We start from the raw sequence: 18,492 nt of genomic DNA, 5'->3' as shown, positions 1-18,492 counted from the left end.
TGGGTCAGGGCACCGGCCCCCTCAACCGCCCGCGGCCTCGGTGCGCCGCCACTGCGTCGCGATCGCCTCGAAGCTCGCCGTCCGCTGGGCGCGGTCCAACGACGGGGTGACCACCACGATCTCGTCGACCTGCGCCTGCTCCTTGAGCTCGCGCAACCGCCGCACGACGGCGTCCGCGGGTCCGGTGACCATGCGGCCGTCCGGCTCGGTGGCCGTGCCGTCGCCCGCCCCGCGGGCGGTCCGCGAGCGCTGGAACGCCTCCGACCGGGCGTGCTCGCGCACCTCCTCGGGGCGCAGGGGCTCACGGATCCCGCGGGCGAGGTTCTGCATCGTCAGTGCCCACGCGGCCTCGAACTCGGCCACCGCACCGGGGTCGTCGCTCGCGAAGGTCAGCACCGACATCGCCGACCGGGGCTCGTCCTGGACGCCCGGGACGAACGCTCGGCGGTACTCGCGCAGCACGTCCACGGCGATCTCGGGGCTCTGGTGGTGGGCGAAGACCGCGGTCATCCCGTTGGCCGCGGCGAACTGCGGGCCGTAGGGGCTCGAGCCGAGCATGAAGAGCTGGGGTCGCTCGTCGACGACGGGTGCGGCGACCAGGGGTGCGTAGGGGTGGCCCGCGGGGAAACCCTCCCCCAGGTGGCCGAGCAGCTCGCCGACCTGCCCGGGGAAGTCCGCGCCGGCGTCGACCGAGGCGCCGCGACGCAGCACGTGGGCGGTGAGCGGGTCGGTGCCGGGGGCGCGTCCCAGGCCCAGGTCGATGCGTCCGGGGTGCAGGGCCAGCAGGGTGCGGAAGATCTCGGCGACCTTGAACGGCGCATGGTTGGGCAGCATGATCCCCGCAGCACCCACCCGGATGCGTTCGGTGCGCCCGGCGATCGCCGCGATGAGGATCTCGGGGGCGCTGCACGCCAGGCTGCGCATGTTGTGGTGCTCGGAGACCCAGTACCGGCGGAACCCGGCCCGCTCGACGGCCTGTGCGATCCCGATCGCACCGGCGAGGGCGTGGTGGGCGGACTCGCCATGCTCGATGCCGACGAAGTCCAGCACCGCGAGCGGCAGGGTCTCGTCGACGGGCGGGGCGGCGGCGGCGGCGGCGGTGGCGGTGGCGGACGCGGCGGGGGTGGTGCCGGGCAGGTCAGGTGTCGGGGTGCTCACCCCAGGGGCAACCCGGCGGGCACGTGCGCCATTCCGCTCAGGTCACCCGTCCCAGCGCGATCGCGGCGTACATCAGCGCGGCGACGGTCTCGCCGTCGGTGATGGTCCCGTCGGCCACCATGGCCACGACCTGCGACCAGGGCACGCGCCGCACCGCGGTGATGCCCTCCTCGGCCTGCTCGACCGGACGCGGGTCGGTGCGCAGGCCCCGGGCCAGGAAGACGTGCTCAGGGGCACGGCACACCCCGTTGAGGGCCATCATGCTGCCGACCCGCTGCCAGGAGTCCGCGACCAGACCGGTCTCCTCGCGCAGCTCCCGACGTGCGGCCTCGAGCAGGTCCTCGCCGTCCGACCCGCCGGCGGGGACCTCGAGCGAGGAGCCCACGGTGTACCGGTCCACCTCGACCATCACGACCTCGTCGTCGTCGGTGACCGGCACGACGAACACCGCCGGGTGGCGCAGCTCGACCACCCCGTAGGTACCCGGCGTCCCGTCCGGCCGGTCGACGGCGTCCTGCCGCACCCGGATCCACGGGTTGTCGAAGACGACGTCGGACGAGCGGGTACGCCAGGAGGTCATGGGCCCGAGCCTGCCAGTCAGATGCGGAACCGACCGACCAGCGCGCGCAGCTCGGTCGCGGCGCTGGCCACGTCGCCCGCCGAGGTGCCGGTGTCCGACGCGCTCTGAGTCGTCTGCCCGGCGATGTGGGCGACGTTGCCGATCGTCGCGGCGATGTCACCGGTGGCGGTGGCGGCCCGAGCCACGCCGCGGGACATCTCCTTGGTGGTCGCGTCCTGCTCCTCGATGGCCGAGGCGATGACGACCTGGATCTCGTCGAGACGGTCCACCACGGAGCCGATGTGGCTCACCGACGTGGCCGCCTGCTCGACGTCGCGGCGCAGGGCCCCGATGCGCTGCTCGATCTCCTCGGTCGCCGTCCGGGTCTGCAGGCTGAGCTGCTGGACCTCTCCTGCGACGACGGCGAAGCCCTTCCCGGCCTCGCCCGCACGCGCCGCCTCGATGGTGGCGTTGAGCGCGAGGAGGTTGGTCTGCTCGGCGATCGAGGTGATCGTCCGCACCACCTCACCGATCGCTGTCGAGCTGACCGACAGGTCCGCGATGACACCCTCGGTCGACTGCGAGGCCGCCACGGCGTCGTGGGCGATGCGGGAGGCCTCCCCCACGCTGCGGGCGATGTCGGAGATGCTCGCCCCCATCTCCTCGGTGGCGGCAGCCACCCCGGCGACCTCGTCGCTGACGCCCGAGGCGGTGGTGGCCACGTCGTCGGCCCGGGCAGCGGTGTCCACCGCGTGGCCGTTGAGCTGGTCGCTCGCGGTGTGCAGCCGCCCTGAGGCCGCGTGCAGGAGCTGTGCCTGCGTCCCGATCGCCGAGACGGTGTCCGCGATGGTCCCGACGAAGCGGTTGAAGGCACCACCCAGCTCGCCGAGCTCGTCACGCCGGCTGTCGTCGACACGCTGGGTGAGGTCGCCGTCGCCGTCGGCGATCGCCACCAGGCGGTCCCGGAGGCGCGTGATGGGCTGGGTCAGCCGGGAGCCGATCACCCAGGTCGCGATACCGGCCACGACCAGCGCGCCCAGGCCCAGCAGGACGGTGGAGTTGCGCAGGCCGGTGCTGGCCGCCATCGCCACGCTCTCGGGGGCGGCCACGAGCAGGGTCCAGGTCTGGGTGTCGGTCACCGGCACCGGGGCGACCGCGGTGATCGCGGTGGCCTCGAGAACCGGGTCGTCCAGGACGGCCACCGACGCGGCCTCAGAGCTGATCACCGCGAGGGACTGTGCGCCCTGGTCGCCCTGGAGGGTGGTCCCGAGCTGCTCGGCGTCGGGGTGGGTCACCACCGTGGCACTGTCCGTCAGCAGCGACACGTAGCCCGTGCCGTACGGGCGGATCTCCGCGAGCGACCCGGTCAGGGCGGTCAGCTGCAGGTCCGAGGTCACCACCCCGAGGAAGGTCCCGTCCACGATGATCGGCGCAGCGGCGGTGGTCATCAGGACGTCCACCCCGGAGACGGGGTACACGTACGGCTCGGTCACCGTGGGCGCGAGGGTGTCGCGGGGCGTGAAGTACCAGTCGGCGACCGTCGGGTCGTCGTAGTCGACGAGCGCCTCGACACCGATCGTGGCGCCGTCGCGGTACCAGTACGGGATGAACCGGCCGGTCGCGTCGCTCTGGTCGGTGCCGACGAAGTCCTCATCGGCACCGTCGAACGCGTCCGGCTCCCAGGCGGTGGACATGCCGACGAACTCGGGGTGGGCGGCCAGCACCGCGCCGACCACGGCCGAGGCCTCGGCCCGGGAGATCTCCCCGCCGCTGTGCAGCGAGGCCAGGGTGCCCGCGAGATCGGTCGTCGTGGTGACCGCGCTGGTCAGCTGCTGGCCCACGGTCGCGGCGTGCTGCGCCGCCAGCGCCGCGGTGTAGTCCCGGGCCTGCTGCTGCCCCAGCTGGTCGCTGCGGAACGCCACCACGGCCGTGACCAGGGTGAGGGTCAGGACGATCATCGCCAGGACGCTCGTGACGAGTCGTCCCCTGATTCCGTGCACGGTTGCCCTCCAGGTGAGCTGAGCCCTACCTGGTTCTCATCGGCCGACGCCGCCCGGCGTTGAGTGGTGCACCGGGGGGACTCAGGGTGCGTGGGACTCAGGGTGCGTGGGACTCAGGGTGCGGGCGGCGTGGGGCTCAGGGCGCTGGCGGCGTGACCGGCAGGTCGCTGCGGGAGAGGTCGCTGCGGGAGAGGTCGCTGCGCAGCAGCAACGCGACCGCCGTCGCGAGAGCGCCGACCACGATCACGACGACCGCGAGCAGCCGTCGGCGCGCGAGGAGGTCGGAGCACTCCGCGTCTGCGGGGAACGGCGACGCCGCCGACCCGCACAGCGACATGAAGCCCTCGCCGTACGTCGCGGCGACCTCGACGAAGAGGGTGATCACCCCGAGGGCGACGACGGCAAGGCCGGCGATGGCGACGCGGGTCAGCAGGGTGCGGGTCATCACGGGGACCTCTCGGGACGGTGCCGGGCGTCGCCATCCTTCCACCCCGCGGGCGGCCCGGTACGGCACTCGGCGACCCGGTCGGGCCGGGCACGCCGTCGTCGTCGGACGACGTCCTCCCGGGTGTTCGCGGACGGCTGAGCGCCACCTCGGGAACGGTCCAGGACTGCGCTGCTACGGTCGCCGGGAAGGCCTGCGAGGGCCTGCGCGACGGAGGATGCCATGACGATCCTGCAGGCAGGTGGCGCACCGACGCCCCGACGCCACGAACCTCTGCTGCGCTCGCTGCTCGGAGCCGTGCTGCGTCACCACCGCCTCGCGCAGGGCCGCACGCTGCGGGAGGTCGCCGGACGGGCGCAGGTCTCGGTCGCCTACCTCTCCGAGATCGAGCGCGGACGCAAGGAGGTCTCCTCCGAGGTGCTCGGCGCGGTCTGCCGGTCGCTCGACCTCCGCCTGGTCGACCTGGTGGCTGCGGCGCACGACACGCTGGCTGCCCGCACCGCACCCGGGCAGGGAGAGCTGGTCGACCTCACCACACGCCTCCCGCCGGTGTCCCCGCAGGTCGACCAGACGCCGTCCGGCACGGCCCTGCTCCGCGCCGCCTGACCGCCCTGAACTCGGCGCGAACTACCGCACACTGCTCCATCCGGGTGAATCCGGCGAATCGGGCTCAAGGTGCACCGCGGACAGCCGATACATCAGTCATCCCCCCGAGAGACCCGGCACGCTGATCCGCGCAGGCCGCAGGACGGGCCGGCTGTCCACAGATCGACCCGCATCCCTGGTGGATGTCATCGCACTCTCGTAGAGTTGTTCGAACAGGTGTTCGACATGCTCGGTCCGGGAGGTGTGAGGTGGGGTCTGGCGCAGCACACGTGGGCGCGGGCTCGCTGGTCGAGCGCGTGCGCGCGTTGCGGGCCGCGGCGGTCGCGCTGGTAGCAGATCGCACCCCCCTCGACGCCGGGGACGCCGCTCTGGTGCATCGCGAGCTGCGGGTCGTGGCAGACATGGTCGGACTGGTGTCCGCGCGGGCGATCACCGTGGTCGAGGAGGACGGTCGGTGGGCCCTGTCCGGGGCGCGGACCGTCGCCGAGCACGTCGCCCAGCAGGAGGGCGTGTCGGTGGGAACGGTGCGCCGTGAGGTCCAGCTCAGCAAGGCACTCGGTGCGGACCTGCCGGTGACGCAGGCCGCCGTGGCAGCCGGGGAGATCACCCTCGAGCACGCGCACGTCCTGGCCAGGATCGCACCGACCTCTGCCGCCCGGCGTGAGGCACTGGCGGGTGGTCATGAGGACCGCAACGAGGCAGCACTGGTCGAGCAGGCCAGGACCACCACGGTGGACCAGTTCCGCAAGACCGCCTCGCGGTGGGCCACCCAGGTCGACGCCGAGGCTGCCGACCGGGACCACACCCTCATCGCCGCCCGGGAGCACCTGTTCCTGACCCCCCGCGACGGCGGTGTCGCGGTCAACGGGTTCCTGACCGTCGAGCACGGGGCCGCACTGACCACGGCCCTGCGCGCCGTGACAGGCGTCCCCGCCGCCGACGACGACCGGACCCCGCAGGCACGGCAGGCAGAAGCCCTGGTCGGGCTGGCTCGCCTGACCCTGGACCGGGGCCTGGCCGGCGGAGGGTCGCAGGTCCGCCCCCACCTGTCGGTCCACGTCCCGTGGAACACCTTCCGGGCGCTCGCCGACGACGCCCGCACAACGGCCGACGGGACCAACGCCGCAGCGCCGGTGTCCCTGCTCCCCGCCGAGCTCGATTCCGGCGAGCCCCTGGCCCCCACGTTGCTCGCGCGGATCGCGTGCGACAGCGAGATCACCCGCATCGTCTTCGGGCCGAGCGGCCAGGTCCTGGACGTGGGACGCGCCCAGCGGACCTACACCGGGCAGCTGCGTCGGGCCGTGGTGGCGCGCGACCGGTGCTGCCAGTTCCCGGGGTGCCACGCACCACCGGCACTCGGCGAGATCCACCACGTCCAGCCCTGGTCCAGATCCGGACCCACGTCGGTGGCCAACGGGATCCTGCTGTGCTGGCACCACCACGACCTCGTCCACCAACGACACCTGCGCATCGCCCCTCGGGCGACCGGCGGGTGGGAGTTCGCGCGCGTTGACGGATCAGTACTCACCGACCAGCGACACGGGAGCATGCTCAAGACGACCGGCCCACCCGGTCACGCCCCGGTTCCACCCGGTCACGCCGCAGTCCCACCCGGTCGCACCGCACCACAAGGTCGCGTCACAGCTCCGTCGCGACCCGCCCCCACCGGACCACCCGGGCGCAGAGCGGGGCCGGCGATCTCCGAGAGCCCGCGGCCGAAGGTCGCGACCTACGAGACCAGCCGCTGACGGGCGTCGTCACCGGCGCGGGTCACGTCGGCACTGGTGCCGGTGGAGTCGCCAGCGGTGCCGGTGGAGTCGCCTGCGGTGCCGGTGAAGTCGCCAGCGGTGCCGGTGGAGTCGCCTGCGGTGCCGGTGGAGTCGCCAGCGGTGCCGTTCGAGGCGGCCACGGCTCCGGGCTGGACGATCTCGGCCCACACCACATCGAGGGAGAGACCCAGGACGTCGGCGATCGCCGCGATGGTCGGGAACGCCGGGGTCGCCACACGACCTGACTCGATCTTTCGAAGGGTCTCCGGTGAGACACGAGCGTCGAGCGCGGTCTGGAGCATCGAACGCTCCCCTCTGGCCCGACGCAGCAGGGCACCGAGGCGCTGCCCGCGCTCGACCTCTGCGGGTGTGAGCGGCAACCGGACCATGATGCCGATACTAATACCGGGATAACATTCCCGGGATAGTTATTGGACGCAAGAGAGAGGCGCATCGTGATCGAGATCCTGAACCCGGCCGAGGTGGAGCGGGCGAAGGTGGCTGGCGCCCTCGTCGGCAACATCCTGCAGACACTCAGGAGCCGCAGCGCACCGGGTACCAACCTCCTGGACATCGACACGTGGGCCAAGGACATGATCGTCGAGGCCCGTGCCCAGTCCTGCTACGTCGACTACGCACCGTCCTTCGGGCACGGCCCGTTCGGCCACTACATCTGCACCTCCGTCAACGACGCCGTCCTCCACGGGCTGCCCCACGACTACACGCTCGCCGACGGCGACCTGCTGTCGCTCGACCTCGCAGTCTCCACGGGCGGGTTCGCCGCCGACTCCGCGATCAGCTTCATCGTGGGGGACACCAGGCACCCCGAGAGCGTCGCGATGATCGACACGACAGAACGCGCGCTGTCCGCGGGGATCGCCGCCGCCCGTCCCGGAGCACGCATCGGCGACATCTCCCACGCCATCGGCTCGGTCCTGCGCGCAGCGGGGTACCCGATCAACACCGAGTACGGCGGTCACGGCATCGGATCGACGATGCACCAGGACCCGCACGTCTCCAACACCGGCCGCCCCGGACGCGGGTACACGCTGCGACCGGGGCTGCTGCTGGCGCTCGAGCCGTGGGTCATGGCGGGCACCGCTGAGCTCATCACCGATCGCGACGGATGGACCCTCCGGAGCGCCACAGGCTCCCGGACGGCTCACAGCGAGCACACGATCGCCATCACCGACGACGGCGCAGAGATCCTCACCCTGCCGACGTGGGCGCCGCCCCTCCGTCCTTGAGGCTCCCGGCACGCGCGAGGCTCCCGGCGTCCTGGAGGCTCACGGCACGCGCGAGGCTCCCGGCATCCTTGAGACTCCCGACGACGCCGTCCACCAGCCCGTAGGCGAGCGCCTCGGGCGCGGTGAAGATGCGGTCGCGGTCGGTGTCCGCGCGGAGCTTCTCGGGCGGGTGACCCGTGTGCCGTGAGAGCACCTCCTCGACCTGTGCGCGCAGCCGCAGCACCTCGCGGGCCTGCAGCTCGAGGTCGGCGGCGGTGCCCTCGGCACCGCCCGAGGGCTGGTGCAGCAGCACCCGGGAGTGCTCGAGGGCGAACCGCTTGCCCGGCGTCCCGGCCGCCAGCAGGACCGCCGCGGCCGACGCCGCCTGTCCCATGCAGAAGGTCGAGACGTCCGGTCGGACGAACTGCATCGTGTCGTAGATCGCCATCAGCGCCGTCAGCGAACCCCCGGGGGAGTTGATGTAGAGGCTGATGTCGGTGTCCTGGCTCTGCGACTGCAGGTGCAGCAGCTGGGCGATGACGACGTTCGCGACGCCGTCGTCGATCTCCGTGCCCAGGAAGATGATCCGGTCCGACAGGAGCCGGCTGAAGACGTCCGCGCTGCGTTCCCCGGTCGCCCGCTGCTCGACGACCACCGGGATCGTGTACTGGCCGGCCATCACAGTCCCACCTTCCGCAGCGCGCCGTCGGGCCGGACGTCGTCGATCTGGCGCACCACGCGGTCCACGAAGCCGTACTCCTGGGCCTGGACCGCGGTGAACCAGCGGTCACGGTCGCTGTCGCGCTCGATGGTCTCGACGGGCTGACCTGTGTGCCGGGCGATCAGCGACTGCATGGTGTGCTTGACGTGCGCCATGTTCTCGGCCTGGATCGCGATGTCCACGGCCGTTCCGCCGAGCCCCCCCGAGGGTTGGTGCATGAGCACCCGGGCGTGCTCCATCGCGTACCGCTTGCCCTCCGTCCCGGCGCACAGCAGGAACTGCCCGACGCTCGCGGCCAGCCCCATCGCGAGGGTCGAGACGTCGTTGGGGACCAGCCGCATGGTGTCGTAGATCGCCATCCCGGCACTGACCGAGCCGCCCGGGGAGTTGATGTACAGGGCGATGTCGCTGCGCGGGTCCTCGGCCGAGAGGAGCAGCAGCTGGGCGCTGATCCGGTTCGCGACCGAGTCGTCGACCGCTGTTCCCAGCACGATGATGCGCTGGTGCAGCAGCCGGGCAGCGAGCTGGTCGTCGAAGGTCCCGGCCGCCGGCTCCCCCCGGGCCTGAGTACTGGTTGCCGCTGGGGACGGGCCGGTCAAGAGGGCCGGCGCCGTGAAGGGGGACGGGCCGGTGAAGGGGGACGGGCCCGCGGGGGCCAGGCCCGCGGAGCCCGAGAAGGGCACGCTCGTGGCCGCGGGGGTCGGGGTGCTCATGGTGCGCCTCCGTCAACTGTCCGGCGGGGGCACCTGACCGCCCGCTCCACCCGACCGTGACACCGCCCGATGGTCCACCGGAACCGACTCTGCCCGTGGCGGATCTGCTGCGAGCAGACACCGCCCGCCACCGGCGCAACGACGCCGAGCAGACAGCACCCAGCGACCGGCGCACCGACACCGAGCAGGCCGCGCCGCCACCGGCAAGACGCCCGCGAACGCCCCGCCGTGCTGCACCCCGCCTCGAGCGACCCGCCAGACAGCACGCTCGAGCCCGCGGCAGGCGACGGTGGCCGTCGACGGCGCACTACGGGATCCTGGGCGGGTGATCCTCTTCTTCGGCACCCGTGTGCGCCGCCGGGTCCTGGGCGTCGGCTCGTTCAGGTGCCCCTTCTGCCTCGAGCCGCGCCGCTACGAGCACCTCGAGCAGCGCACCTGGTTCCACCTCTTCTGGGTGCTCACCCTCTTCCCCGTCGGACCGCCCCGGGAGAGCGTGCGGTGCAGCGTGTGCGCCGGGGAGTGGGCGCCCGTCGTGCTGCAGTCCCAGGCGCTCGACTGACCACGTGCCCGACGATGCGCCCGGTCGACGTCGGGCAGCGCGTGTCAACGCCGGGAGCCCGGTTCGGCCCCGGACCAGCCCCGGCCCCGGCTCCCCCTGTCACGGTTCGGTAACGAGGGTTGACGACGCACTGTGCTCTGCGTCACGATCGGACCAGTTGATAAATCGGTTTATCGCCACAGCAGCAGGTCGCGAACCTGGCTCGTCCACCGCGGACCAGAGACACGCCAACGAGCACCGATCGTCAGGAGAGCGCGATGAAGCGTGTCGGGATCAAGGACGTCGCCCGCGAGGCCGGCGTCTCCCCGACCACGGTCTCGCTCGTCCTCAACGGCCAGTCCGCCCGCATCCCGGACACCACCCGCGACCGCGTCCGGCGCGTGGCCACCGAGATCGGCTACGCCCCCAACTCGGTCGCCCGGAGCCTGCGCACCCAGCGCACCCACACCATCGCGCTCATCTCCGACCGGATCGCGACCACGCCCTTCGCCGTCGAGATGGTCCAGGCCGCCCAGGACGTCGCCCGCGAGCACGGCTACCTGCTCCTGCTGGTCAACACCGACGGTGACCACGACGTCGAGCGCGAGGCCGTCGACGCCCTGCTCAGCCGTCAGGTCGACGGCATGGTCTACGCCTGCATGTGGAGCCAGGTGGTCGACGTCCCCGCCGGTCTGCCCGCCGGCACCGTCTTCCTCGACGGCCGACCCGCCGGCGGCGGCTTCCCCGCCGTCATGCCCGACGACCGTGCCGGCGCGATGGCGGCCGTCCAGGAGCTCGTCGACCAGGGGCACACCCGCATCGCCTACATCGACGCCGGCGAGGAACCCGTCCCGATCGCCTCCCGGCTGCGCCACGAGGGGTACCTCGAGGTGCTGCGTCGCGCCGGCATCGAGCCCGACCCGAGCCTGCGGGTCGAGGCCTCGATCACCACCGCCGCAGGCGGGGTCGCCGCCGCGGGCGAGCTGCTCGACCGGCCACCGGCCCAGCGCCCCACGGCCATCTTCTGCTTCAACGACCGCGTCGCGATGGGTGCCTACCGGGCAGCCCGTCACCGCGGGCTGGAGATCCCCACAGACCTGTCGGTCGTCGGCTACGACGACCAGCAGTTCATCGCCGCCGAGCTCGACCCCCCACTCACCACGGTGGCGCTGCCGCACTACGAGATGGGGCGCTGGGCCATGCAGGTCCGGCTCGGCGTCCTTGCCGCACCGACGGAGAACGACGGCGTGCACCTCATGCCGTGCCCGCTCATCCGCCGTGAATCAGTAGCCCCGCCGCCGGCCCAGCATCCAGCACCGGCCGGCGACGGGGAGTGACACCACACATGGACGTCTCGCGACGCCCACCAACCGCAGGGCCCGACCTGCCAGTCGGACCCCACGAAAGGAATCACGATGAGTCGCAAGTCCTTGACGGCGATGGTAGCGATCACCGCTGCCTCAGCCACAGCACTGGCCGGCTGCGGCCAGGCCGGGCAGTCCGACAGCAACGGCGGGGGCGGCGGTGACGGCCCCGCCCAGCTGACCATGTGGACCCACTCGGCCGGCAACGAGGCCGAGCTCGCGGTCTACGAGCAGATCATCGCCGACTTCAACGGCTCCCAGGACGAGTACCAGGTCGTCACCGAGTCCTTCCCGCAGGGCGCCTACAACGACGCCATCGTCGCCGCGGCCGCCGCGGGCGACCTGCCCTGCCTGCTCGACATGGACGGCCCGATCGTCCCCAACTGGGCCTGGGCCGGTTACATCCAGCCCCTCGGCATCGACCCGGCGATCACCGACAACCTGCTGCCCACCGCCGTCGGGCGCTACCAGGACGAGATCTACTCCGCGGGCTACTGGGACGCCGCCCTGTCGGTCTTCGCCCGCCAGTCCGTGCTCGAGGCCAACGACATCCGCATCCCCGACCTGGACGACCCCTGGACCATCGAGGAGTTCGACGCCGCCCTGGTCACCCTGCAGGAGGCCGGCTACGCGACCCCGCTGGACATCGGCGCGGAGGACGCCGGGGAGTGGTGGTCGTACGCCTACTCACCCATGCTGCAGAGCGCCGGCGGTGACCTCATCGACCGCGACACGTTCCTGACCGCCGACGGGGCCCTCAACGGGCCCGAGGCCGTGGAGTTCTTCACCTGGTTCCAGTCCGCGTTCGAGCGGGGCCTGGCCAGCGACTCCGGGACCATCGGCAACACCGAGTTCAACGCCGACGAGGCCGCCCTGAGCTACACCGGGGTCTGGAACGCGATGGACTCCCTGGAGACCGTGGGCGACGACCTGCTGATCCTCCCGCCGCCGGACTTCGGCAACGGGCCGGTCATCGGCGGCGCGTCCTGGCAGTGGGGCATCTCGGACGGGTGCAACCAGGTCGAGGGCGCTCGCGCCTACCTCGAGTTCAGCTTCCAGGACGAGTACATCGCCGAGTTCGCCGACCGCCAGGTCGTCATCCCGGCGACCGCCGAGGCCCAGGAGCTCTCCGAGAACTTCGCCGAGGGCGGCCCGCTGTACCCGTTCGTCGAGCTGTCCGAGCGGTTCGCCCTCGAGCGCCCGCCGACACCTGCCTACGCCGTGATCTCGAACGTCTTCGAGCGCGCCGCGCGGGACATCATGAGCGGCGCCCCCGTGCAGTCCACGCTGGACCAGGCGGTCCAGGAGATCGACACCAACATCGAGTCCAACGACGGCTACGGCTTCTGAGCCGACCGTCCTTCACGGCGCCGACGGCGCCCCCTCGGACGGTCACCTGCCGGACCCACCCTGCCCGGGTGCGGTCCGGCGGGTGACCCCCGAGGGACCCGCCCCGTGCCGGAACGGATGTGCACCATGACCGTCCCCACCCAGCAGATCACCCCGCAGGGCGACCGCTCCCGTCGCGGGCGCACCGGCCGGGCCCGCAGCAGGGTCGCCGGCTCGAAGGAAGGTCGCCGCGCCGCCTACGCGATGGTCGCTCCCGCCGTCGTCCTGCTCGTGCTCTTCCTCATCGTCCCCGTGCTGCTCGCCTTCGGGCTGTCGTTCACCAACGCGCGCCTCATCTCGCCGAACCCACCCAGGTTCGTCGGGATGGACAACTTCCTGCGCGCCTTCACCTCCGACCCGACGTTCATCCGCTCTCTGATCAACACGTTCCTGTTCGCAGCCGTCATCGTGCCGGTCCAGGCCGGGCTCGGGCTGGTCATGGCGATCCTGGTCAACCAGCGGCTGCGCGGTGTCACCTGGTTCCGCGTCATCTTCTTCATCCCCGTGGTCACCTCGATCGTCGTCGTCTCCATCCTGTGGCGCTTCATGTACCAGGGCGACGGCCTGATCAACTCGATGATCGACACCATCACCTTCGGGGCCTTCCAGGGCACCGCCTGGCTCAGCAACACCAACACGGCCCTGGGCGCGATCATCGTGCTGTCGATCTGGCAGGCCGTGGGATTCCACATGATCATCTGGCTGTCGGGGTTGCAGACCATCCCCGAGGAGCTCTACGAGGCTGCCCGCATGGACGGCGCCAACGGGTGGCAGCAGTTCAAGGACGTCACCTGGCCCGGCCTGCGCTCGACCATGGTGTTCGTCCTGGTCACCATCACCATCGCGGCCCTCGGGCTGTTCGTGCAGATCGACGTGATGACCCAGGGCGGCCCGCGGGACTCCACGACCACCCTCGTGTTCCACGCCGTCAGGCAGGGCTACCGCCAGCAGGAGACCGGCTACGGCGCCGCGATCTCCCTCATCTTCTTCGTCCTGGTGCTCATCGTCGCGCTCATCCAGCGCTACCTCACCCGAGAGAAGGACTGACCCATGAGCACGACGACACCCTCCCGCGGCTCGACGGGTCACGACTCCGCGGCCCGCGACGCCGAGACCCGCCGCAGCAAGGACGAAGCCTCCACGCGCCGCCGACGTCGGCTCCTGGTCGGCTACCTGCCGATGGTGCTGCTCGCCGGGTTCTTCCTGTTCCCCGTGATCTTCATGTTCGTCTCGAGCCTCAAGCCCGACGCGCAGATCCTCGGTGACATCGGCAGCCCGCAGGCCTTCCTGCCGGTCGGCGACATCAGCCTGCAGAACTACAGCGACGTCTTCGACCGGGTGCCCGTGGGGCGCTTCCTGTTCAACTCGGTGCTGGTCACCACCTGCATCGTGGGGCTCGGCCTGATCGTCAACTCCATGTGCGGGTTCGCTCTCTCGCGCCTCGAGTGGAGTGGCCGCAAGGTGCTGCTCACGGTCGTCATCGCGACCCTCATCGTGCCCTTCGAGACCATCGCGATCCCGATGGTCTACTGGGTCTCGAAGCTGCCGACGCTCGTGTTCGAGAACAACGTCCCCATGTACGACTTCGGGTGGCTGAACTCCTACCACGTGCAGATCATCCCGTTCATCGCGAACGCATTCTCGATCTTCCTGTTCACGCAGTACTTCTCGACCATCCCCAAGTCCCTCGACGAGGCCGCGCGCATCGACGGCGCCGGATGGTTCACCATCTACCGGCGCATCATCGTGCCGCTCGCAGGGCCGGCGTTCGCGACCGTCGCGATCCTGACCTTCCTGCCCGCCTGGAACCAGTACCTGTGGCCGCTCATGGTGGTCCAGCAGGAGTCCCTGCGCCCCGTCATGGTCGGCATGCAGTACTTCTTCCAGCTCAACACCGCCTGGGGCGAGGTCATGGCGTACACGTCGCTGATCACGCTGCCCGTGCTCGTCATGTTCCTGGCCTTCCAACGGGCCTTCGTCAGCAGCATCGCCTCCAGCGGCGTGAAGGGGTAGACCACATGCTCAAGCTCGCCGACCACTGGGTGTGGGACAGCTGGACCGTCCACGACGGTCAGCACCACCACCTGTTCTTCCTGCGGGCCTCCCGAGCCCTGCAGGACCCCGACCGCCGCCACCTGCGCGCCTCCGTCGGGCACGCCCGCTCGACCGACCTGATCACGTGGGAGCTCCTGCCGGACGCCCTGGTCACCGCCGACGCCCCCGCCTGGGACGACCAGGCGACCTGGACCGGGTCGGTGATCCAGGCGCCCGACGGCACCTGGCGGATGTTCTACACCGGCGTGAGCCGCGCCGAACCCCTCGTGCAGCGCGTCGGGGTCGCACGGTCGGACGACCTGATCACCTGGCACCGGGTGGGCGACGACCCGCTGCTCGAGGCCGACCCCCGCTGGTACGAGAAGCTCGACCGGGACGCCTGGATCGACGAGGCGTGGCGCGACCCCTGGGTCTTCGCCGACCCCGACGGCCACGGCTGGCACATGCTGCTGACCGCCCGGGTGCGTGAGGGCAGCGCGGAGGGCCGGGGCGTCATCGGGCACGCGACCAGCCCCGACCTCGAGCACTGGGAGGTGCAGCCTCCGCTGACCACCCCCGCGGGCTTCGGTCAGCTCGAGGTGCCGCAGGTCGCCGTGGTCGACGGTCAGCCGGTGCTGGTCTTCTCGTGCTGGCCCGACCGGATGGACGCCGAACGACGCTCGACGTGGACGGGTGGTGGGGTGTGGGTGGTCCCCGGGGAGACCCTCCTGGGGCCGTGGGACATCGGCGCCGCGACGGCCTTCGACCACCCGAGCATCTACGCCGCCCGCCTGGTCGAGCAGACACCCGGGTCGTGGGTGCTGCTCGGCTTCCGCGACACCGAGGACGGCGAGTTCATCGGCGAGATCCCCGACCCAATGCCCGTCGAGAGCCACGGCGGGACGCTGCGCCTGGTCCCGTAGGCGTGGCCGGGCGCGTGTCACCGGCTGCGCGTCGCCGGCTTCTCGAACGATTCTGTGCGTCTCATGGACAGATCCGTTCGAGAAGCCGGCGCACGCCCGTGGGTCGCCGGCGATGCCCGGGCTAGGCCGTGTTGATCAAGTCCGATCTGGTCCAGATCAGTGTGGCGGCGAGGCTGAGGTTCATAGACTGAACTCATGTCAATGTGCGAGGACTGCCATGCGATGGGGAGATTCGGAAGCTGTGAAGATCTCTTCCACGTGCTGCTCGCTCTGGATCATCAACGACTTGCTCCTTGGGGACCGCATCACGGTGTGAATGTCGCCTGCTATACCTACAGCATCCATTGACGGCGCCGGCCAACACCGCCGACGGGCAGTGGACGATGATCGAGGCTTACAGCACGGGAGGGTTGGAGGCAGTGAATCAGATCGAGCGCCGCCGAGTCGCTCAGAACCGGCGCGGTCTCTTCAAACCGGATGATGCAACGCGCGCTCCCGCCCGAATGCATCCTCCTCGTTTCACGATCGAGGATCTCAGTGTCGATGGATCGTTTCCGGCCCGGGGCTATGCGGCGCGGATGAACACGTGGGTCTCCTCGGTCCTGTCCGAGCGTTCTAGGTCCACCTTGATCTGATCCAGATCAGGGTGGCGGCGAGGCTAACGGCAGCTCGGCAGGTGCGGAGGAGCTTGTCGGACCGCATCGCGATGCCGCGCCATTGTCTGAGCTTGTTGAAGCAGCGCTCGACAGCATTGCGGCCCTTGTAGCGCTCCTTCTGCTGGTCGCCGAAGCGAGCAGCTTCTCCCAGGTGCCGTCCTCAGCCCATCGGTTGAACCGCTTGTAGATCGAGTTTCACTTCCCGAACCGCTCCGGCACATCCCGCCACGGTGCGCCGGTCCGGTACTTCCAGGCCATAGCCTCGACAGCGAGCCGATGATCAGTCCACGGCCTCGACCTGCCCGACACCGCCGGCATCAACGGCTCCATCACAGACCACACCTCGTCAGAGATCTCCTGCCGCGTCACCACTCAAGACTCACCCACGCAAACACGAACCGACTTGATCAACACGCCCTAGGTGTCCTCGGCCTGTCGGAGCCGGGCCGCCTGCAGCACGAGGTGGTCCCGCTCGGCGACATCGTGGGCCGATGCAGCAGCCTCGACGTAGAGCGCTGCCGCCGTCGGGCGATCACCAGCCCGCTCGTGCAGCCACGCGGCGACCGCAGCTCGACGCGGGACGTCGCCCGGCACGGCCTCGAGGGCTGCGAGACCCGCGAGCGGGCCGTCGACCTGACCCACCGCCACAGTCCTGTTGAGGGCGACCACCGGCGACCCGGTGATCCCCAGCAGCTCGTCGTACCACTCGAGGACCTGCGGCCAGTCGGTCTCCTCGGCCGTCGCGGCGTCGCAGTGCAGAGCGGCGATCGCAGCCTGCGCCTGGTACTCGCCGACCCGGTCCCGGGCCAGGGCGCCCTGCAGGACGGTCACCCCCTCGGCGATGAGGGCGGTGTCCCACAGCGAACGGTCCTGGTCAGCCAGCGGCACGATCGCACCGTCGGCCGACCAGCGTGCCCCGCGCCGCGCATCGTGCAGCAGCATCAGGGCCAGCAACCCGGCGACCTCGGGCTCGTCGCTGACCCGCGCGAGCACCCGCGTCAGCCGGATCGCCTCCCCGGCCAGGTCGACCTCGCCCGTGTAGCCCTCGTTGAACACCAGGTACAGGACCCTCAGCACGTCGCGCAGGTCACCCGGCGGCCCCAGCCCCTGAGCCGCCACGGTCCGCTTGGCCCGGCTGATCCGTTGCGCCATGGTCGCCTCGGGAACCAGGTACGCCCGGGCGATCTGCCGCGTGGTGAGGCCGCCGACGGCGCGCAGGGTCAGGGGCACCGCCGACGCGGGGGTCAGGGACGGGTGGCAGCACAGGAACAGCAGCAGCAACGTGTCGTCGTGCTGAGCCGCAGGACCCGGGTGCGGCTCGTCCGCGACCCGCACCTCGCGGGCCCGTCGAGCCGCGTCGGAACGGCCCGCGTCGACGAGCTTGCGCCACGCGACGGTCACCAACCAGCCCTTGGGGTCGTGCGGTCTCGCGTCCGACGTCCCGGCCGGCCACGCGTCGGGTCCCCCGTCCGACATCCCGTCCGGCCCCGCGTCCCGCCCCGCGTCCGGGATCCAGCTCGGCCACCGCCGGAGCGCCTCGACCAGCGCTTCCTGGACGGCGTCCTCGGCCGCCGCGAAGTCGGCACCGCGGCGGACGAGGACCCCGAGCACCTGCGGGACCAGGTCCCGGAGCAGCTCACCCATCGCGTCAGTCGGCCACGGTCGGAGGCTGCTCGAGGAACGGTCGGACCTCGATCCACTCCTGGAGCGGCTCGCCCCCTGGTCCGGGCGCCGAGGACAGGAACGCCGCAGCCTCGTGGGCCCGTTCGACCGACTCGACGTCGATCAGCATCCAGCCCGCGATCAGGTCCTTGGTCTCGGCGAACGGACCGTCGGTCACCGGCGGCCGGCCTTCGCCGTCGAACCGCACGAACGCGCCCTGAGGTGAGAGCGCCTGACTGTCCACGTACTCCCCGCGCTCACGCAGGACGTCCGCGACGTGGTCCATGAACGCGATGTGCGCCGAGATCTCCTCGGGGGTCCACTCCTGCATCGGCGCGCGGGCGTTCGGCATCGGCTCGGGCCCCCCGCGGTAGTGCTTGAGCATCAGGTACTTGGCCATGACTCTCTCCGTTCGGCTCGCTCAGGTCCGTGACGCCATTGTCGGCGCCACCACCCCAGGGACGGAGCCCGCACGCCGTTCTCGACATCAGCCGGTGGCGACTCCGCTGCCCGATGCCCGGCCCCCGACCGCCCGCCGCCCGGCCCGACGGCGTCGGCCCTTGCGCGCACATCTGGCCTGACCGACCAGGTTCTCGAACGATCTCGCTCACCTGCCGCACAGATCCGTCCGAGAAGCTGGTCAGGTCGGGAGGGGCGGCTGGCGGGGGCGAGGCCGAACAGCGGTGGGCGATGGCGACCTGCGAAAGAGCCGGGACACCGGAGAGGCCG

General features: G+C 71.2%; 18 protein-coding genes and 2 pseudogenes. 10 read left to right on the top strand and 10 right to left on the bottom strand.

Annotated elements, in window-relative coordinates; genetic code table 11:
* Positions 1-21: 21 nt before the first annotated feature.
* The 4 genes from M1R94_RS11230 to M1R94_RS11215 form a co-directional block, all read right to left on the bottom strand.
* On the bottom strand, positions 22-1,158 hold the full coding sequence (locus tag M1R94_RS11230; RefSeq protein ID WP_249381790.1) for an LLM class flavin-dependent oxidoreductase: 1,137 nt from the start codon (positions 1,156-1,158) through the stop codon (positions 22-24).
* Positions 1,159-1,195: 37 nt separating this feature from the next.
* Positions 1,196-1,738 (bottom strand): NUDIX domain-containing protein, encoded by a 543-nt coding sequence (locus M1R94_RS11225; protein ID WP_249381789.1) that lies wholly within the window; start codon positions 1,736-1,738, stop codon positions 1,196-1,198.
* A gap of 17 nt (positions 1,739-1,755) precedes the next feature.
* Positions 1,756-3,717 carry a methyl-accepting chemotaxis protein gene (locus M1R94_RS11220; RefSeq protein ID WP_249381788.1) on the bottom strand — a complete coding sequence of 654 codons (1,962 nt, stop codon included), beginning with the start codon at positions 3,715-3,717 and terminating at the stop codon, positions 1,756-1,758.
* Positions 3,718-3,853: 136 nt separating this feature from the next.
* The gene (locus M1R94_RS11215) at positions 3,854-4,162 is read right to left on the bottom strand and encodes a hypothetical protein (RefSeq protein ID WP_249381787.1); all 309 of its coding nucleotides are present in this window, start codon (positions 4,160-4,162) and stop codon (positions 3,854-3,856) included.
* 222 nt (positions 4,163-4,384) lie between these two features.
* On the opposite strand from M1R94_RS11215, the gene M1R94_RS11210 reads away from it, so the two are divergent.
* Together M1R94_RS11210 and M1R94_RS11205 are read left to right on the top strand one after the other, a co-directional pair.
* A complete protein-coding gene (locus M1R94_RS11210; protein WP_249381786.1) occupies positions 4,385-4,768 on the top strand; it encodes a helix-turn-helix domain-containing protein in 384 nt (127 codons plus the stop codon).
* Between the two features lie 248 nt (positions 4,769-5,016).
* On the top strand, positions 5,017-6,516 hold the full coding sequence (locus M1R94_RS11205; RefSeq protein ID WP_249381785.1) for an HNH endonuclease signature motif containing protein: 1,500 nt from the start codon (positions 5,017-5,019) through the stop codon (positions 6,514-6,516).
* A gap of 155 nt (positions 6,517-6,671) precedes the next feature.
* Here the strand turns inward: M1R94_RS11205 and M1R94_RS11200 are convergent.
* Positions 6,672-6,926, bottom strand: a pseudogene (locus M1R94_RS11200) (helix-turn-helix domain-containing protein); the annotation flags it as partial.
* Between the two features lie 66 nt (positions 6,927-6,992).
* On the opposite strand from M1R94_RS11200, the gene map reads away from it, so the two are divergent.
* On the top strand, positions 6,993-7,784 hold the full coding sequence (gene map, locus M1R94_RS11195) for a type I methionyl aminopeptidase (RefSeq protein ID WP_249381784.1): 792 nt from the start codon (positions 6,993-6,995) through the stop codon (positions 7,782-7,784).
* On the opposite strand, the gene M1R94_RS11190 is transcribed toward map, so the two are convergent.
* Positions 7,747-8,442 carry a ClpP family protease gene (locus M1R94_RS11190; protein WP_283253286.1) on the bottom strand — a complete coding sequence of 232 codons (696 nt, stop codon included), beginning with the start codon at positions 8,440-8,442 and terminating at the stop codon, positions 7,747-7,749. The genes map and M1R94_RS11190 overlap by 38 nt on opposite strands.
* Positions 8,442-9,197, bottom strand: coding sequence for a ClpP family protease (locus M1R94_RS11185; RefSeq protein ID WP_249381783.1), 756 nt, complete (start codon positions 9,195-9,197; stop codon positions 8,442-8,444). Before M1R94_RS11185 ends, M1R94_RS11190 begins: the two co-directional genes overlap by 1 nt.
* 325 nt (positions 9,198-9,522) lie before the next feature.
* Between M1R94_RS11185 and M1R94_RS11180 the strand changes: the two genes are divergently transcribed.
* From M1R94_RS11180 to M1R94_RS20925, 7 genes and pseudogenes are all read left to right on the top strand, one after another.
* On the top strand, positions 9,523-9,756 hold the full coding sequence (locus tag M1R94_RS11180) for a hypothetical protein (protein ID WP_249381782.1): 234 nt from the start codon (positions 9,523-9,525) through the stop codon (positions 9,754-9,756).
* Between the two features lie 257 nt (positions 9,757-10,013).
* A complete protein-coding gene (locus M1R94_RS11175; protein WP_249381781.1) occupies positions 10,014-11,072 on the top strand; it encodes a LacI family DNA-binding transcriptional regulator in 1,059 nt (352 codons plus the stop codon).
* A 78-nt stretch (positions 11,073-11,150) separates the two neighbouring features.
* Complete coding sequence (locus tag M1R94_RS11170; RefSeq protein WP_249381780.1) at positions 11,151-12,449, top strand: sugar ABC transporter substrate-binding protein; 1,299 nt, start codon at positions 11,151-11,153, stop codon at positions 12,447-12,449.
* Between the two features lie 126 nt (positions 12,450-12,575).
* Positions 12,576-13,535, top strand: a complete 960-nt coding sequence (locus tag M1R94_RS11165) for a carbohydrate ABC transporter permease (protein ID WP_249381779.1) — start codon at positions 12,576-12,578, stop codon at positions 13,533-13,535.
* A 132-nt stretch (positions 13,536-13,667) separates the two neighbouring features.
* On the top strand, positions 13,668-14,501 hold the full coding sequence (locus tag M1R94_RS11160) for a carbohydrate ABC transporter permease (protein WP_249381998.1): 834 nt from the start codon (positions 13,668-13,670) through the stop codon (positions 14,499-14,501).
* 5 nt (positions 14,502-14,506) lie between these two features.
* Positions 14,507-15,445, top strand: a complete 939-nt coding sequence (locus tag M1R94_RS11155) for a glycoside hydrolase family 68 protein (protein ID WP_249381778.1) — start codon at positions 14,507-14,509, stop codon at positions 15,443-15,445.
* 195 nt (positions 15,446-15,640) lie between these two features.
* Positions 15,641-16,080 (top strand): annotated as a pseudogene (locus M1R94_RS20925) (DUF5946 family protein).
* A 216-nt stretch (positions 16,081-16,296) separates the two neighbouring features.
* On the opposite strand, the gene M1R94_RS20920 reads toward M1R94_RS20925, so the two are convergent.
* The 3 genes from M1R94_RS20920 to M1R94_RS11145 all read right to left on the bottom strand — a co-directional run bounded on the left by M1R94_RS20920 (position 16,297) and on the right by M1R94_RS11145 (position 18,163).
* Complete coding sequence (locus tag M1R94_RS20920) at positions 16,297-16,443, bottom strand: transposase (RefSeq protein ID WP_374109462.1); 147 nt, start codon at positions 16,441-16,443, stop codon at positions 16,297-16,299.
* A gap of 75 nt (positions 16,444-16,518) precedes the next feature.
* Positions 16,519-17,745, bottom strand: a complete 1,227-nt coding sequence (locus M1R94_RS11150) for an RNA polymerase sigma factor (protein ID WP_249381777.1) — start codon at positions 17,743-17,745, stop codon at positions 16,519-16,521.
* 4 nt (positions 17,746-17,749) lie between these two features.
* Positions 17,750-18,163 carry a YciI family protein gene (locus M1R94_RS11145; RefSeq protein ID WP_249381776.1) on the bottom strand — a complete coding sequence of 138 codons (414 nt, stop codon included), beginning with the start codon at positions 18,161-18,163 and terminating at the stop codon, positions 17,750-17,752.
* Positions 18,164-18,492: the final 329 nt, after the last annotated feature.

This window comes from Actinotalea alkalitolerans (genome assembly GCF_023369855.1).
In the GTDB taxonomy this organism is placed as follows: domain Bacteria; phylum Actinomycetota; class Actinomycetes; order Actinomycetales; family Cellulomonadaceae; genus Actinotalea.
The sequence above is the reverse complement of the archived record's forward strand: the minus strand, read 5'-3'. Positions and strand labels throughout refer to the sequence as shown.

What these genes read in the sequence shown, in the direction of transcription:
- M1R94_RS11150 (WP_249381777.1), bottom strand. Translation starts at nt 17,745, where the DNA reads ATGGGTGAGCTGCTCCGGGACCTGGTCCCGCAGGTGCTCGGGGTCCTC.
- M1R94_RS11165 (WP_249381779.1), top strand. Translation starts at nt 12,576, where the DNA reads ATGACCGTCCCCACCCAGCAGATCACCCCGCAGGGCGACCGCTCCCGT.
- M1R94_RS11175 (WP_249381781.1), top strand. Translation starts at nt 10,014, where the DNA reads ATGAAGCGTGTCGGGATCAAGGACGTCGCCCGCGAGGCCGGCGTCTCC.
- M1R94_RS11170 (WP_249381780.1), top strand. Translation starts at nt 11,151, where the DNA reads ATGAGTCGCAAGTCCTTGACGGCGATGGTAGCGATCACCGCTGCCTCA.
- M1R94_RS11160 (WP_249381998.1), top strand. Translation starts at nt 13,668, where the DNA reads ATGGTGCTGCTCGCCGGGTTCTTCCTGTTCCCCGTGATCTTCATGTTC.
- M1R94_RS11210 (WP_249381786.1), top strand. Translation starts at nt 4,385, where the DNA reads ATGACGATCCTGCAGGCAGGTGGCGCACCGACGCCCCGACGCCACGAA.
- M1R94_RS11185 (WP_249381783.1), bottom strand. Translation starts at nt 9,197, where the DNA reads ATGAGCACCCCGACCCCCGCGGCCACGAGCGTGCCCTTCTCGGGCTCC.
- M1R94_RS11215 (WP_249381787.1), bottom strand. Translation starts at nt 4,162, where the DNA reads ATGACCCGCACCCTGCTGACCCGCGTCGCCATCGCCGGCCTTGCCGTC.
- M1R94_RS11145 (WP_249381776.1), bottom strand. Translation starts at nt 18,163, where the DNA reads ATGGCCAAGTACCTGATGCTCAAGCACTACCGCGGGGGGCCCGAGCCG.
- M1R94_RS11225 (WP_249381789.1), bottom strand. Translation starts at nt 1,738, where the DNA reads ATGACCTCCTGGCGTACCCGCTCGTCCGACGTCGTCTTCGACAACCCG.
- M1R94_RS11155 (WP_249381778.1), top strand. Translation starts at nt 14,507, where the DNA reads ATGCTCAAGCTCGCCGACCACTGGGTGTGGGACAGCTGGACCGTCCAC.
- M1R94_RS11190 (WP_283253286.1), bottom strand. Translation starts at nt 8,442, where the DNA reads ATGGCCGGCCAGTACACGATCCCGGTGGTCGTCGAGCAGCGGGCGACC.